This window comes from Streptomyces sp. NPDC048172 (genome assembly GCF_043202595.1).
Taxonomy (GTDB): Bacteria; Actinomycetota; Actinomycetes; order Streptomycetales; family Streptomycetaceae; genus Streptomyces.
The window spans coordinates 19,797-34,749 of record NZ_JBIDAT010000002.1 but is presented as its reverse complement, the minus strand read 5'-3'; the positions used below and the strand labels follow the sequence as shown (position 1 = coordinate 34,749).

15 protein-coding genes and 1 riboswitch are annotated in these 14,953 nt (G+C 67.3%); of the genes, 6 read left to right on the top strand and 9 right to left on the bottom strand.

The window, feature by feature from the left end; all coding sequences use genetic code 11:
- Positions 1–151 precede the first annotated feature (151 nt).
- The 3 genes from ACGF3A_RS08610 (at position 152) to ACGF3A_RS08600 (ending at position 4,125) form a co-directional block, all read left to right on the top strand.
- Positions 152–1,333, top strand: coding sequence for a PP2C family protein-serine/threonine phosphatase (locus ACGF3A_RS08610; RefSeq protein ID WP_393727298.1), 1,182 nt, complete (start codon positions 152–154; stop codon positions 1,331–1,333).
- Between the two features lie 228 nt (positions 1,334–1,561).
- A riboswitch (cyclic di-AMP (ydaO/yuaA leader) is annotated at positions 1,562–1,722 on the top strand.
- Between the two features lie 12 nt (positions 1,723–1,734).
- Positions 1,735–2,889 carry a peptidoglycan DD-metalloendopeptidase family protein gene (locus tag ACGF3A_RS08605; protein WP_393727296.1) on the top strand — a complete coding sequence of 385 codons (1,155 nt, stop codon included), beginning with the start codon at positions 1,735–1,737 and terminating at the stop codon, positions 2,887–2,889.
- A 291-nt stretch (positions 2,890–3,180) separates the two neighbouring features.
- Positions 3,181–4,125 carry an aldo/keto reductase gene (locus ACGF3A_RS08600; RefSeq protein WP_393727294.1) on the top strand — a complete coding sequence of 315 codons (945 nt, stop codon included), beginning with the start codon at positions 3,181–3,183 and terminating at the stop codon, positions 4,123–4,125.
- Between the two features lie 10 nt (positions 4,126–4,135).
- Here ACGF3A_RS08600 and ACGF3A_RS08595 read toward each other — a convergent pair whose 3' ends face one another.
- From ACGF3A_RS08595 to ACGF3A_RS08575, 5 genes are all read right to left on the bottom strand, one after another.
- On the bottom strand, positions 4,136–4,561 hold the full coding sequence (locus ACGF3A_RS08595) for a PPOX class F420-dependent oxidoreductase (protein WP_393727292.1): 426 nt from the start codon (positions 4,559–4,561) through the stop codon (positions 4,136–4,138).
- Complete coding sequence (locus ACGF3A_RS08590; protein ID WP_393727290.1) at positions 4,554–5,249, bottom strand: hypothetical protein; 696 nt, start codon at positions 5,247–5,249, stop codon at positions 4,554–4,556. Before ACGF3A_RS08590 ends, ACGF3A_RS08595 begins: the two co-directional genes overlap by 8 nt.
- A gap of 30 nt (positions 5,250–5,279) precedes the next feature.
- Positions 5,280–5,657 carry a very short patch repair endonuclease gene (locus ACGF3A_RS08585; RefSeq protein ID WP_393729044.1) on the bottom strand — a complete coding sequence of 126 codons (378 nt, stop codon included), beginning with the start codon at positions 5,655–5,657 and terminating at the stop codon, positions 5,280–5,282.
- Between the two features lie 278 nt (positions 5,658–5,935).
- On the bottom strand, positions 5,936–6,154 hold the full coding sequence (locus ACGF3A_RS08580; protein ID WP_393727288.1) for a DUF397 domain-containing protein: 219 nt from the start codon (positions 6,152–6,154) through the stop codon (positions 5,936–5,938).
- A complete protein-coding gene (locus tag ACGF3A_RS08575; protein WP_393727286.1) occupies positions 6,138–6,986 on the bottom strand; it encodes a helix-turn-helix domain-containing protein in 849 nt (282 codons plus the stop codon). Before ACGF3A_RS08575 ends, ACGF3A_RS08580 begins: the two co-directional genes overlap by 17 nt.
- Before the next feature lie 120 nt (positions 6,987–7,106).
- Here ACGF3A_RS08575 and ACGF3A_RS08570 point away from each other — a divergent pair, with 120 nt between their 5' ends.
- Positions 7,107–7,505 carry an ATP-binding protein gene (locus ACGF3A_RS08570; RefSeq protein ID WP_393727284.1) on the top strand — a complete coding sequence of 133 codons (399 nt, stop codon included), beginning with the start codon at positions 7,107–7,109 and terminating at the stop codon, positions 7,503–7,505.
- A gap of 10 nt (positions 7,506–7,515) precedes the next feature.
- Positions 7,516–7,932 carry a (deoxy)nucleoside triphosphate pyrophosphohydrolase gene (locus ACGF3A_RS08565; RefSeq protein WP_393727282.1) on the top strand — a complete coding sequence of 139 codons (417 nt, stop codon included), beginning with the start codon at positions 7,516–7,518 and terminating at the stop codon, positions 7,930–7,932.
- A gap of 21 nt (positions 7,933–7,953) precedes the next feature.
- Here ACGF3A_RS08565 and ACGF3A_RS08560 read toward each other — a convergent pair whose 3' ends face one another.
- Positions 7,954–11,079 carry a DUF3427 domain-containing protein gene (locus ACGF3A_RS08560; protein ID WP_393727280.1) on the bottom strand — a complete coding sequence of 1,042 codons (3,126 nt, stop codon included), beginning with the start codon at positions 11,077–11,079 and terminating at the stop codon, positions 7,954–7,956.
- Between the two features lie 130 nt (positions 11,080–11,209).
- Between ACGF3A_RS08560 and ACGF3A_RS08555 the strand changes: the two genes are divergently transcribed.
- Entirely contained in the window at positions 11,210–12,109 is a 900-nt protein-coding gene (locus ACGF3A_RS08555) for a YDG/SRA domain-containing protein (RefSeq protein ID WP_393727278.1), read from the top strand.
- 15 nt (positions 12,110–12,124) lie between these two features.
- On the opposite strand, the gene ACGF3A_RS08550 is transcribed toward ACGF3A_RS08555, so the two are convergent.
- From ACGF3A_RS08550 to trmB, 3 genes are all read right to left on the bottom strand, one after another.
- Positions 12,125–12,571 (bottom strand): DUF3592 domain-containing protein, encoded by a 447-nt coding sequence (locus tag ACGF3A_RS08550; protein ID WP_393727276.1) that lies wholly within the window; start codon positions 12,569–12,571, stop codon positions 12,125–12,127.
- A 22-nt stretch (positions 12,572–12,593) separates the two neighbouring features.
- Entirely contained in the window at positions 12,594–13,835 is a 1,242-nt protein-coding gene (locus ACGF3A_RS08545; RefSeq protein ID WP_393727274.1) for a PrsW family intramembrane metalloprotease, read from the bottom strand.
- A gap of 300 nt (positions 13,836–14,135) precedes the next feature.
- The gene (gene trmB, locus ACGF3A_RS08540) at positions 14,136–14,918 is read right to left on the bottom strand and encodes a tRNA (guanosine(46)-N7)-methyltransferase TrmB (protein WP_393729042.1); all 783 of its coding nucleotides are present in this window, start codon (positions 14,916–14,918) and stop codon (positions 14,136–14,138) included.
- Between the last annotated feature and the right edge of the window lie 35 nt (positions 14,919–14,953).

Here is a 14,953-nt window from a genome sequence, read left to right as displayed (position 1 = left end):
AGCGCTTCCACGCCGGTCGCCGCGCCACGCCGGACCGTGCGCCGCTGCACCGGAACGGAGTCCTCGGGACACCCGCAAGGAGGCAGGGGCGCGCGGCGCGCGGGGCGGGGGCCGAGTGGCCGTCGGGCCGCGCAGACGTCAAATTAGGACAGTGCAGGAGACGAGCGACCAACCGGACGGCGACGAGCATCGGCCCGCCGACCCGCGCTACCGCGCGCTGCGGCGCTGGGCGCGCGTGCTGCCCGCGGCCTTCCTCGTGCTCGGGACGGTGATCGAGATCCTCCGCCCCGGGCTGACGATCTCGGCGCTGTTCGCCGCGGCCCCCATCGCCGCCGCCGCGCTGCAGACGATGCGGGCCACGGTGATCACCGGGATCGTCTCGTGCGTCACGATCAGTCTGCTCGCGGCGTTCTTCGACCACGACGTGGAGGGCTTCGAGCGCGAGCTGCCCGCGCTCGCCGTCGTCGCCGTCTCGCTCCTCGCCGTCGGCATCAACTATCTGATCCGGCGCAACGGAGAGCAGCTCGCCAGCGCCCGTATCGTCGCCGAGGCCGCGCAGCTCGCGGTGCTGCCCGCGCCGCCCGCGCGCGTCGGCGGGCTCATCGTCGCCGCGCGCTACAAGGCCGCGCAGACCGACGCCAGCATCGGCGGGGACTTCTACGCCGTACAGCACACCCCGCACGGCGTCCGGCTCATCGTCGGCGACGTCCGGGGCAAGGGGCTCGGCGCCGTCTCCGCGGTCGTCATCGTGATCGGGGCCTTCCGCGAGGCGGCCGAGGAGGAGCCGACGCTGGCGGGGGTCGCGGCGCGGCTCGACCGCTCGCTGGAGCGCGAGGGGCAGCGGCGGCTCGGCATCCAGCAGTTCGAGGGCTTCACCACCGCCGTCCTCGCCGAGCTGCCCCCGGTCGCCGAGGGCGCGGCGAGCCGCACCCTGCGCCTGATCAACCGGGGCCACCCGCCGCCGCTCCTCCTCGACCACGGCGCCGTCCGCTCGCTCGACCCGCGCGTCCCCGCGCTGCCGCTGGGCGTGACGGAGCTGGGGGTCTGGCCGGACCGTGCCGACGAGTTCGCGTTCCCGGCGGGCGCGCAGCTCCTGCTCTACACCGACGGGCTCTCCGAGGCGCGCGACGAGGAGGGCACCTTCTACGACCCCGTACGGCGGCTGTCCGACCATCCGTTCGAGGATCCCGAGGCCGTGCTCGACATGCTCATGGGCGACGTCGAGGCGCACACGGGCGGCGGCACCTCCGACGACATGGCGCTGCTCGCCGTCGGCCGCCCGGAGCGCGCGGGGCGGACGCCCTCGCGGGCCGCGTCACGCGCCCGTGAGTAGTCACCCTCCGCGATCCTCCGCCTCAACTCCCGTGACCACGCGTCCCAATTGGGCGCACCTGTCCCGGAAAGTGCTGGCCATGGTGACCAGGAATTAACGGGAACGGCTTGGAATCACGGGCGCGCTTCTATTAACGTCCGATAACGCAGCGCGGTCGTCACTGTCGTCACGAGAGACGGCACCGTGCGCCGTCGCCGAATCCCGCGTGTGCGACACCCCCGAGCGACAACTCGACAGGCATCGCACGCACAGCGGGAACCGGGGAACCACCCCTTCGTGTCAGCCCAGACCCGGAGGATGGGGTGAATCGGGCCGGTTCGCGCCGTCCCGTAGGAGACCTTCCTGCTCCGAACCCGTCAGCTAACCCGGTAGGCGAGAGGAAGGAAAGGAGAACGCCCCCCGTGGCGTCCAGGTCGCAGAGGCATGCCCCCGAGGTCGCGTACGACCCGTTCCACGACGACGACGGGTCAGCGCCGTACGACGCGTACGGCCCCTATGACGCGTACGGCCCCTACGACGCCGCTCCCGGCGACAGGGGCGACGAGACCTGGGAGGAGTGGAACCCCACCGAGGAGTCCATCCGCCCGGTCCGCGGCCGTCACCGCGTCGGCAAGCAGCGCAGCGGCGGCATGGCGCGCAGCGGCGCCGTCCTCGGCGTCGGCATGATCGCCGCGGTGGGCGCCGGTGGCATGGCCACGGCCAAGGACAAGGACCCGGCCGCCATCTCCATGCCCGACCTGGGCTCCGTCGCGAAGGTGGGCGAGCACCTCCCCGACGCCAAGGACCTCCCGGGCGTCGGCGACCTCATATCCGACGACGGACCCTCCGGCGACGCCGAGACGCTGGCCGGTGCCCAGGGCGAACAGCCCCTCACCCAGGCCGGTCTGACGCAGGAAGAGGCCGCCGAGGGCACCAAGGACGCGGGCGAGGCGCTGCGCGCCAGGATCCTCGCGCAGGCCGAGACGCAGAAGCACAACGTCGAGGACGAGGCCCGCGAGAAGGCCGCCGCCGAGGCGACCCGCAAGGCCGCGGCCGAGGCGAAGCAGAAGGCGGACGCCGAAGAGGCCAAGCAGAAGAAGGCCGAGGCGGAGCGGAAGCGGAAGATCGCCGAGGAGAAGAAGCGGAAGGCGGAGGCCGAGCGCCGCGCCAAGCTCGCCCGGCAGTACGTCGTCCCCGTCTCCAACTACCAGCTCAGCGCCGGCTTCGGCCAGGGCGGCGGCATGTGGCAGAACGACCACACAGGCCAGGACTTCGCCGCCCCCAACGGCACCCCCGTCAAGGCGCTCCACTCCGGCACGATCAAGGAAGCGGGCTGGGCCGGTTCGTACGGCTACCGCATCGTGCTGGAGCTGGAGGACGGTACCGAGATCTGGTACTGCCACCTCTCCTCGATGACCAAGTCGGCGGGCGAGAAGGTCGGCACCGGCGACGTCGTCGGCCGCGTCGGCTCCACCGGCAACTCCTCGGGCCCCCACCTCCACGTCGAGGTGCGTCCCGGCGGCGGCGACCCGGTCGCCCCGCTGCCGTGGATGCGCGAAAAGGGCATGAAGGTCTGACGCGCGGCCCGGATGCCCGGCCCGGGTACCTGGCACCGGGTACCTGGCACCGGGTACCCGGCGGGCAGCAATTGGCAGGACCCACCCCCCCACACCCCCGCGGTCGTCGCCCCGCGCCGCCGAGGCACGCCGTACGCACGCGCATACGCACGTACTCGCGCTCCCGCCTCAGCACGTCAGGAGGGGACGGGGCGGCGACGGCAGGGACCCACAGACCCGGCGGTCCTGGCGGACCACCCCCCGACGCCAGGACCGCCGTCCGCCCGCGCCCCCTGCGGTTACGGTCGACTCATGTCACTGCGTACACACAAGGTGGGCCGGCTCTCGGTCTCCTCCCTCTGCCTCGGCGGCAACGTCTTCGGCTGGACGGCCGACGCCCCCACGTCCTTCGCCGTCCTCGACGCCTACGTGGAGGCGGGCGGCAACTTCCTCGACACCGCGGACACGTACGCCTCCTGGGTCGACGGCCTCCAGGGCGGCGAGTCCGAGACCGTCATCGGCGACTGGCTCGCGGCACGCGGCAACCGCGACCGCGTCGTCCTCGCCACCAAGGCGGGCGGCCACCCGGAGTTCCGGGGCCTGGCGCCGGACACGCTGCGCGCCGCGGTCGACGCCTCGCTCGGCCGCCTCCGCACGGATTACATCGATCTCTTCTACACCCACTTCGACGACGAGTCCGTCCCCGTCGAGGACATCGTGGGCACCCTCGACGAACTGGTCCGCGCGGGCAAGATCCGCGAGATCGCCGCCTCCAACATCTCGCCGGAGCGCCTGCGCGCCTCGCTCGCCGCCAGCGACGCCGAGGGCCTGGCCCGCTACGTGGCCCTGCAGCCCCACTACAACCTCGTCTCCCGCGACACGTACGAGGGTGAACTCCCGTCCCTCGCAGAGCGGGAGAACCTAGCGGTCGTGCCGTACTACGCGCTGGCCGCGGGCTTCCTCACCGGCAAGTACCGCCCGGACGAGCCGGTCCCGGAGAGCGCCCGCAGCGGCGGCGCGGCCCAGCACCTGGAGAGCGAGCGGGGCCGCCGAGTCCTGCGCGAACTCCTCGCGATCGCCGCCGAACGCGACGCGGCCCCGGCGACGGTGGCCCTGGCCTGGCTCGCCTCCCGCCCCACGGTCACGACCCCGCTGGCGAGCGCCCGCACCGTGGCCCAACTGGGGCCCCTGCTGGCCCTGGACGACGTGGAGCTGACGGAGGAGCAATGGACCCGCCTGACGGCGGCGTCGGCGTAGCGGAAACGCGTTACCGCGGACTCTGCCCGTAAACGCGCCCCACCCTGAGCCGTACGACCTGCCGCTGATCGGCGATCATCGCGGCCCGGTACTCGTCCCAGTCCGGGTGCTCGCCCTGGATCGCCCGATAGAGCTCGACCAGCTCCTCGACGGCGGAGTCGTACGGCTCACCGGCCACGGCCGACAGTTCGGCATCCCCCTCGACGACGGTCCAGGCCCACCCGTCCTCGGACGACACATGAAAACTGGCCCGGGGATCACGTAGCAGATTCCGAGTCTTGGCCCGCGAAGCGGTGACGGAAACCCGAAGGACCCGCTCGTCAGGCGCATAGTGGTAATTCACGTTGGACAACTGGGGCCGCCCGTCCCGCTTCAGCGTGACCAGCACGCCGAGCTGCCGCCGGGTCAGAAGAGAGAGCAGAGAGTCCTCATCCATAGGGCCCACTCTCCCGCACCCACCCCTCAGCGGCGAACACCTGAGCGCCCTCCTCCCGGGCATCACTGTCGGACGCGGCAACCCGCACCCAACTCTCGGGGGAGTCCCCGAAAATCCCCCGCAGCGCGGCGGAGCCCCGCAACAGCCCTCGAATCAGGGCAGGCTGCTCCTGAGCGACTAGGGGAACCCCGTCCGACGCCAGCAGCCCGCGCAGCGACACATACATCTGCGCCTCGCCCCCGGCCACGGGGACGGTGAGGCGCCGATAATTACGCCCCTCGCTCGCGTCCATCACGTCGAGCTGCGCGGGGTCGAGCCAGCTGAGCACCAGCGTGGAGGATTCCCCGCCGCCCATGACCGGCGCGGCGGCAACATACCCAGCAGGACTCACATGAGCAGAAACCCCCACGCTCACGCCTTCCACCAGGGTCGGCACCATAGGCACCACACAGGACACCCCAGCCCGAGCAAACTTGTACCGCACTTGAGCAGGCGCCCCATTGGACCCCACAGCAACCACGCCGGTACGCCCGTCCATCGACGCGGCCCCCCGCTCGGCGAGCAGCTCATCGAACCCTCCGGACTCGGCGCCGAGGAGCCGCTCCCCATCGAGCAGGGCGGAACGATCGAGTAGCCGCCCGGGATACGAAAGCGGATCGAGAAGGGGGACGGGTCCGAGTCCGGGCATGGCGAAGTCCTGTGCGGGTCGTGGACGCTGTCAGCGCTCCGTGGCCGCCACGGTGCGGCGCACCCTGGCTGCGATCTCTTCCGGCGCTTCATGCTCCCAGAATCGCAGGACCGTCCATCCGCATGCTTCCAGGTGAGTCGTCGTCTCGACGTCACGCGCGACGTTCTTGTCGAGCTTCGCCCGCCACCAAGCGGCGTTGGCCTTGGGACTGGTCGCATGGTCCGGGCAGCCGTGCCAGAAGCATCCGTCGATGAACACCGCGACCCGAATACCCGGGAACGCGATGTCGATCGTTCTGCGGGCCATACCGGGAACCCGCCGCTGCAGGCGATAACGCAGCCCGGCGGAGAACAGCAGCCGCCGTACCGCCAGCTCGGGAGAGGTGTCACGACGCCGTTGACGACTCATACGCGCGGAAACCGCGTCCGAGGAAGGCGGCGGATGACTGATCGGCACGGGCCCAGTGTGCACCCCCGAGGAGCGGCAGCAGCCATCCGGCCGGAACACCCACCGGGCAACCGCTCCCCCCGGGCCGCCCGATAGACGCCGCCGTGCGCTGGAGGGGCGGAGGTCAAGGGTGGGCGAAGCCCATCGCGAAGCGACGCCGAAGGCGCCCTTGAGGTCTGACCCGGAAGCGCCACACTCAACTGCTCCGGGCGGCCCGTCCGGCACGGTGACGGGAGAGGCTAACCGTTGAACCGCCCAGCACGTACGGCCGACACGAACCGCCCCCACTGCTCAGCGGAGAAGCAGAGCACGGGCCCGCGCGGGGCGACCTTGCTGTCGCGCACGGGCACGACCCCGGCGATCCCGTCCGCGACCTCGACGCAATTCCCTCCGGTGCCGTTGCTGTGACTGCTCTTGCGCCAGGTGACAGAGCGCAGGTCATTAGCTGTGACGTTCATGTCTCAAGTCCTCTGCCGCTGCCTTGATCATGGCTAGGGACGCCTCAGGCGACAACGCGGCGGCCCTGAGCAGATCGTACGACTTGCGGTACGCGGCCACGAGTGTGGGCTCATCGATGAGTTGGCCGCTGTGCAAGGCCTCGGTGTAGATGAGCGGTGGGGCGTCGGCGAAGGTCATCACCCGGGCCGCGCCCATCATGAAGGGGTGGGTGGTGACGTTCAGCGGGACGATCTGCAGAACGCTCCGTGTCCTGGTCACGGTCTCCACGATGTGGTCGAGCTGTGCAGCCATCTCCATCGGCGGGAGCGCGGGGCGCCGCAGGAACATCTCGTCCAGGATGGCCCAGTACTCGGGCGGATCGTCGGTGCGGAACAACTCAGCCCGAGCCATCCGCGCACCGACCTTGTCCTCAACCTCTTCGGGCGAAGCCCGGGGCATGGCGGCACGCATCAGACAGCCGGCGTATGCCTCGGTCTGAAGCAGTCCCGGAATCAGAAAGGGTTCCCACTCCTCAATGGTCGAGGCATCGGTCTCCATCTTGGCGACGTCGGCGAAGTACTCGGCATGCCCGGACCGCGCGGCCTTCCGCGCATCCTCCAGCCGCCGCTCGAAGAACCCGTCCGTTCCGAGCCGCTGGTCGGCGTAGCGGGCCATCTCGGGCGGCATGCGCCGCTCGCCCATCTCGATCTGGCTGATGAACGCGACGCTGTAGAAGATGCCGTCGGAGAACTCCTGAAGCGTGAGCCCCGCGGCCTCCCTCTTGAACCGCAACTCGGCACCGAAGAAGGCGGGAACACTGACGGACCCGTCAGGGTCCTTACGTGGAGGCACGAGATCTCACCCTTCACTTCAGCGGCAACTACCGCTAAATCCGGATCACTTCCACGCTAGACCCACCGACCGCACTGTGTAAGCGATTCATCACAGAACGCACAGGAAGACGGCGGGCCCATGCAGCAGGCGGACCGAACGCGCGCACCCCTCACCATCCCGACACTCGCACTCCCGAAGGCACTTCCGGACCTACGAGCCCAGGTCCGCGCCCACCTCACGGGCTGGTCTCTCCCACACCTGGTGGACACAGCGGAGCTCTGCACGAGCGAACTCGTCACGAACGTGATCACGCACGTAGGCGAAGCAACCCCCATCACCCTCCACCTCACCCACCCAGGCCCGCACGCCCGCCTGTCGGTCACCGACCCCGACCCCCGCGCACTCCCGGTCCTGCTCAAGGCAACACCGGACGCCGAATCGGGCCGCGGCCTGACCCTCCTCGACGCCCTCACCCTCCGCTGGGGCGTCGAGCAGCACGGAGAAGGCAAGACGGTGTGGTGTGAACTGGAGACGTAAGGTGCCCCCTATGGCGGATGAGACGAAGCCCAGAGTGGTGGTTGCCGGCGCGGTGTACGACCAGGGGAAGCTCCTGGCAGCACGACGTACCGCTCCTCCCGAGTTCGCTGGGCGCTGGGAGCTTCCGGGCGGAAAGGTCGAGCCGGGCGAGACGCCGCAGGAAGCGCTCGTCCGTGAGCTCAGGGAAGAACTCGGCATCGAGGTGGAGGTCCTGGACCGCCTCCCCGGCGAATGGAAGCTGAAGTCGGACCTGGTGCTCCACGCCTGGGAAGCCCGCCTGCTCAAGGGCGAGCCGCAGCCCTTGCAGGACCACGATGAGCTGCGGTGGCTCGCCCCTGAAGCGGCCTTCGACGTGGACTGGTTGGAGCAGGACGTCCCGTTCGTGAAGGAGACCGTGCGTCAACTCGGTGCACGGGATGGTCAATAGCGGTGCGAGAGTCGGACGCTATTATACCTGACCTGGTGAGTAGGTAAGAATTTCAGCCGGAGCCTCGTGCTGAAGCCGCCAGATGATCTGCATCGGCCTGTTTGAGACGTGACTCTTGTAGTCCGCCGGGCCGAGGAAGATGTATGGCGAAGTACCAGTCTCGTTCTCCTTGTATTTGCGTACGAAGGGGAATACGTGAGTGCCTCGCGCTTTGTGTTCGACGTACCGACGCCCCATGTCGGATGTATCTGATGTCTTCCCCGGCGACTCCCAGTGGAAGTGCCTCGCGTTCATGGCATAGTCGTTGTAGCGAACGTTTTCGTTGAAGTCCTTCTCTTTCTTCACCAGCGTGACGAAAAGGGCATCCACCTGTACTTCCTCACACCACTCGGCGCCTGCCTGGGTCCGTGAGGGTGTGCGGACCGTCAATGAAGTCAGCCCAAGGGCCGTGAGAATCTCTGCCCTGGTGTAGGTGGAGTGCACGCGCAGCGGTACGTGCGCGTGCGGAGCTGTCAAAGGAATCGAGGGGTGCTCGATCTTTTTCCTCACGTAATTGAGGATCTGACGTGCCTCGGACCGTGCGTCGGGCAGTTTGGCAAGCGCATCTAGCGCCTCCTGGTAGCTCTGGAAACCGCCTCCAGAGTCCCAGAGGTTGAGAATAAGCATGCGGGCGTAGAGCTGATCTGAGGGGGACATGGCGTCGTAGTCCGGCTCGTCAGTTGAGAGAACGCGGACGTACGCCTCGATGCGGTCGGGGTCATCGACGTGGAGGAGTTGAGACATGCGCACGGTGAACGCTTCTTCTCCAGCCGGTATGGCCGAGGGAAGAATATGTGCAGCCCGAAGAGCCTTGGTCCAAGAGTTCTTCCTGCCGCGGTAGATGTCAGTGATCTCGCGCATGCTCTTGTCCAAGAAGACTTCGATCGTGGAAGTTTTGCATTCCTGAACTTCCTTGACGATCTGTGGAAAGCGCAAGTTGAGCCGCGCCTCGATATTCTTGATGATGAGGTCCTTGGACTTACGGTCCAGGATGATCTCTGTTCCATCCGGCAAGCCGTATGAGTCGTCCTCAATCCCCTGGACGAGTCGATTCCTGCGGAGGCCCGTGATGGCGTGGAGCCGATCCTCGAAGCTGTACTCGCTGCGGTGATGTCCGACGAAGTCGAGAACTATGAGCCGGTCTTTATCAGCGGTTCGGCGCAGCCCGCGCCCAAACTGCTGAAGGTAGACGGTCACACTCTCCGTGGGGCGCAGGAAAAGCAGGGTGTCAACATCCGGAATGTCCAGGCCCTCGTTGAAGAGGTTGACTGAGAACAATACCTGGATGTGACCCGCGCGGAGAGCATTAAGTGCTGCATTGCGCTCCCCGGGCGGAGTCTCCCCGCTGAGAGCTTTAGCTTCGATGCCCTGTGCCTGGAAGTGTTCTGCCATATGTATGGCGTGGTTGATCGAAACGCAGAACCCCAACGCCTTTATCGATTTGGGATCGGCGACCTTGTTGTTGAGCTCTTTGAGCACAAGATTAACGTGCTCTTCGTCCCTTGTGAGTACGTCGGTCAGTTCTTTGGGGTCATAGCCTCCCGTCCAGCTCACGCGAGTAAAATCTGCTGAGTCGTCGGCGATTCCGTAGTAGTGGAACGGGCTGAGAAGGTTGCTGTCCATGGCCTGCCATAGGCGCATCTCGGCGGCGATCCGCCCTCCGAAGTGCGTGTCATGGACGTTTTCCCCATCGTGACGTTCTGGAGTAGCGGTGAGGCCGAGGAGCTGCTTCGGCGTGAAATGCTTGATGAGCTTTCGATAGGTCTTTGCTGCAGCGTGGTGAAACTCGTCAATGACGATGATGTCGAAGTCATCCTTGGCGAAGGACTCCAGGAACTTCTGGTTCTTGAATGACTGGATGCTGGCGAAGACGTGAGTCCGTGTGTGCGCCTTCTCCCCGCCTACATGAAGCTCGCCGAATCTGGGCAACTGCAGGATATTCCGATACGTCTTCTGGGCCTGCTCGAGGATCTCTCTTGTGTGTGCGACGAAGAGGAGTCGCAACTTCTCGCCATGTTGCTTGCGTAGGGCGCGGAAGTCCAAGGCTGCGATGACTGTCTTGCCCGTGCCGGTGGGGGCCACTAGGAGAGCCCCGCGCTTGCCGTAAACATCTCGTTCAGCGGCGAGGCTTTCGAGCATTTTCCGTTGGTGCGGCTTGGGCTCGATCTTCGTGAGATCCGACTGCTGAGGGGTTCTCCTAGTGGCCGATTTGTACTTGTTAATGGTCGCTTCAAGACGCTCGTAGTCCTGGTCGGGGTCGTACGGCTCGAAATCCCCCGAAGCCCACTCGTCCTTGAAGGCGCGCTCGAATTTGTCCAAGACATAGGGAGCGGATATGGGGGAGACTCTGACGTTCCATTCCAGTCCGGTACTGAGCGCGCTCGCTGAGATATTTGAGCTTCCCACGTATGCTGTGTGGAATCCTGTTTTGCGATGGAACAGCCATGCTTTGGCGTGCACTCTGGATCGCTTGGTCTCATAGTTGATGCGGATCTCTGCGCCAAAGTCCCGAACGAGCCGATTGATAGCTTTGGGCTCCGTCGTTCCCATGTAGGTTGTGGTCAGGATACGGATCGGGGTGCCGCGCTCGGCTGCGTCGTAAAGAGCTTCCCTGATGGTGTTTGTGCCCGACCACATGATGAAGGAACAGAGGAGGTCGATGCGATCGGCTGACCTGATCTCCTGGCTTAGTTCGTCCGCCATATTGATGGCTTCTTGCCTGTTAGTGATGAGAGTGGCGTCAGAGACCGGGGTGCTAGGCCGGGGGATTTCTGAAGCCTCTCCCTTGTCTACGAGACCGAGGAGCTGACGCGGGCCTTCGACGATCCGGTGCGGGGAGACCCCCTCTTTCGCCAGCCGGTTCAGGATGAGATTGCTCTGCAGTACCTGCTCAAGTGGCGTGAGCGTGCCCAAATGTTGCTCTATGGCTGATGCTAGGTGACGAGCGAGGATGCGCGGCGCTGCACTCTCGTCGACCTCGACATCGTCAGCATCCCAACCGGCGTCCCGCAGCTCGTTGATGCGCTCGTGCAGGGTGCTGGTGATCAACTGCTCGTACAGGCCAGTGGCGAGGTGTTGCTGGGACGGCTCCTGCGGAGGCTCGAACAAGGCGGCTCCCTTGGCGACTTGGACACTGAACCCCCCGTTCTAGCACTAGCGGCTGACATGACGGGCGGGGTATCGGTACGTACAGCGAATCGAGTTGCAGACGTCAATCAAGCATTGACATCATCGACCTATGGCCAAGGCTCCTAAGAAGATCAAGTTCGGTACTCCTGACGGGGTCCAGGAGGGCGACGTCTTCGACAGTCATGCCGCGCTATACGCCGCCGGCCTCCACCGGTTCTTGAGCCGAGGCATATCGGGGACGGCGGCCACCGGGGCAGACTCCATCGTCTTTTCTGGTGGGTATCCAGACGACAAGGACCTGGGTGACGTCATTCTCTACACCGGTCAGGGGAAAGGTGAAGACCAGTCCTTCTCTGTCGGCGGGAACGCCGCCCTTGTGGTGTCGAAGGCGAAGGGTAAACCCGTCCGGGCCATTGAGGGGCTCGACATCAAGCAGGGGCGCGCGACGGGGGGTTACAAGTACCGCGGGCTCTATCGCGTCGCAGGCTTCTGGATGGCGGTGGGGCACGAAGGCTTCCAGATATGCCAGTTCGAGCTCCGCAAGCTGTCGCCAGGTGAGGCCCCTCAGCCCGAGCCAGTGGCGCCTGTGGAGGACGGCGACACGAACTATGAGGCGCAGGCTCGCCGCCTCGTGCAGAGGCTCGCACGCGCTCGCGACTCCAAAGTTGTGCGTGAGGTCAAGAAGATCTACGGCGATACATGCCAGATCTGCCATCTCCGACTGGAGGTTTCCTCCGAAGGAAATGCGTACAGCGAGGGAGCTCACATCCATGCCCTCGGGAAGCCGCACGATGGGCCGGACGTCATTGAGAATGTTCTATGCCTGTGCCCGAATTGCCACATTCTCTTCGATCGGGGTGTCCTGATGATCAATGATGATCTTGAGGTCTTCGACATGCTTCAGGGCACTCACGTATCGACGCTCACTCACGAAGAGCAGAAGCACGGGATCCTTGTGGAGTACCTGCACCAGCATCGAAGCCGCTGGCCTGATCGCGTCGTGCCGTAGCGACGATACGAGCCTTCAGCCCACCCCCACCCCCACCCCCACCAAGAACCCCGCCCCCAGCAGGATGAAGAGCGCCCCGACTCCCACGAACACCCAGTACACCCTCGTGTCCGTCGACGGCAGGGTCGCGTGGGCCGGGTTGTTGGGGTCGTAGAGGACCGTGAGGGAGGTGCCGGGGGCGGGGTTGGCGTGGTGGGGGCGGACGATGGGGGACCTGGTTTCCATGCGGCGGCCTTCGGCCGTGGCCCAGGCGACGATCGGGTAGTAGACGACGGACGAGGTGTTCCCGCCGGGCGTGCCCATCCTGGTGGCCTGCAGGCGCGTCACCACGCCCTCCGTTCGTACGCCGTTCCGGTGCAGGTGTCGGGACTTGCGCAGCAGGCGGGTCATCGTCGCGCAGAGGACGGTGCCGGCCAGTAGGAAGGCGGCCGAGAGGAGCAGGAGGATCTGGGACTGGGACATGAGGGCCTGCCGTACGGCTCGATTAGCGTCGGCCCGACAGCGTGAGGGCCGCACTCGTGGTCGGGGGCCCCGCCAAAGGCCGGCGGTGCCAGAGGTGGTGGAGGAGTTCCTGTTCGCGGGCCGGGAAGTCCGGGGGCGTGGCGCCATTGTCGGCGCGGGCTCGGAGGAGGGCCAGGGCCGTGGCGTAGTGCTGGTATTCCGCTACCGTGCGGGCGGCGGCCGGGCCGTGGCTGCGGCGGGCCGTCGTGCGGGCCAGGGCGCGGGCGCGCATGGAGGAGAGGGACCAGGGTTCCGGTTCGCTGAACCAGCCTGCCGCGGCGTAGGCCGGGAGCGTGTCGCGGACGATGCGCAACTCGTGCTGCCGGGACCAGATCGAGAGCCAGGTCAGGGCGCCGAAGACGGGGATCATGAAGAGGCCGTACACGGCCATGAACGTCAGGTTGGGGAAGGACGCCGAGCCGTTCCATATGGCGTGCAGCAGGATGCCCGTGAAGAGGCCGATCAGGGGGAGGGCCCAGCGCAGGGTCCGGCGGCGGTTGGGGAGCGTGGCGACGATGCCGAAGGCTATGCCCGTCAGCGCGGTGAAGAGGGGGTGCGCGAACGGGGCGAGGATTATTCGGATGAAGAACGTCGCGGCCGTGGCGCTGTCCTGGAGGCTGTCGGGGTTGAGGATCTCGTCCTCGCCGTACGCCGTACCGAGGTAGAGGACGTTCTCGGTGAACGCGAAGCCCGTCGCCGTGATCCCCGCCGCCGCTGTCGCCGAGACCACGCTGTCCATATGTCGGCGCCGGAAGAGGAAGAGCAGCATCAGCGCCGCGGCCTTCGTCGTCTCCTCCACCACCGGCGCCACCACCGTCGCGCCCAGCGTGTCCGCCTCGCCCGGAGAGTCCACGACGACCGAGCTCGCGAGCCAGTCCGTCGCGAAGCCGTTCGCGACGATCGCGACGAGCGTCGCCGCGCACGCGCCCCACGCGAACGCGAAGAGGTGCGTACGCCAGGGCGCCGGCTCCGCCCCGTCGAGCCAGCGGAACGCCGCCAGGAGCAACGGTACGGGGAAGAGCGACAGGCCGAGGCCGACCAGCAGTCCCTGGGTGCCGGTCTGCTCGCGGACGAGCGCGAGGATCATGAGGCCGCAGAGCGCGAGCAGCGTGACGAGGGTCAGCGCGCGCAGCGTGCGGTGGTGGCGGTGCAGCCAGGTGATCACCCGGGGTGACGGCTGGGCGGGTACGGAGCCGTGGGGCCCGTCCGCCGGGGCCGCGGGCATCGCCGGGAAGGCGGGGGCGATCGGGCCGCCCGTTCCATAGGGGGTGCCCGTGCCCGTGCCCGTTCCCGTTCCCGTTCCCGTTCCCGTACCTGTACCTGTACCTGTACCTGTACCCGTTCCCGTACTCGTACCCGCTGGCCAGCCCTGCTGTCCCGGGAACGCGGGCGCGGGCGTGGGCACGCCTGGTGCCGCGTTCGGCGGGGGTGCGCCTTGGGCGCCGCTGTCCTCGGAGTGCACCTGACGACAGTAACGAGTACGTGCGACAGCCCCGGAGGGGAACCGTGCGGAACGGGTCAGCGGTCAGCGGCGCCGGAACAGCAGGTCGTGGACGCCGTGCCCCTTGTCCAGGCCCTGCCCCTCGAAGCGGGTGAGCGGCCGGAACGCGGGGCGGGGCGCGAAGCCGCCGTCCGGCTGGGTGTTCTCGAACGCGGGGTGCGCGGTCAGTACGTCGAGCATCTGCTCGGCGTAGTCCTCCCAGTCCGTCGCGCAGTGCACGAGCGCGCCCTCGCTCAGCTTCGGGGCCGCGAGGTCGAGGAACTCGGGCTGGAGGAGGCGCCGCTTGTGGTGCCGGGCCTTGGGCCAGGGGTCCGGGAAGTAGATCCGGAGCCCGGCGAGCGCGGCGGGGGCGATCATCTCGCGGAGGAGGATGATCGCGTCCCCGTTGCCGACGCGGACGTTGGTCAGCTCCTGCTCGTCCGCGAGGCGGAGGAGATTGCCCTGGCCAGGGGTGTGGACGTCGACGGCGAGGATGCCCGTGCAGAGGTCGTCGGCCGCCATCTGGGCCGTGGCCTCGCCCATGCCGAAGCCGATCTCCAGTACGACCGGCAGCTCGGGGTCGTCGAACAGCTCGCCCAGATCGAGGCGCCGGAGGCCGTCGATGTCGAAGCCCCAGCGTGGCCAGAGCCGCTCCAGCGCGGCCCGCTGTCCCGCCGTGACGCGGCTGCGGCGCGGCTGAAAGCTGCGGATTCGGCGCTCGTGGTGCGAACCTGCCGGGTCGGCGGCGGGCCCGGCGCCATGGGGGAACATCGACGGTTTCTCGGACACAATGCCCACCATTTTACGGGCGCCGCGGTACGGGCCCAGGGCTGCCCCTCTCGGCCGCGCCGTCCGGCCATGCC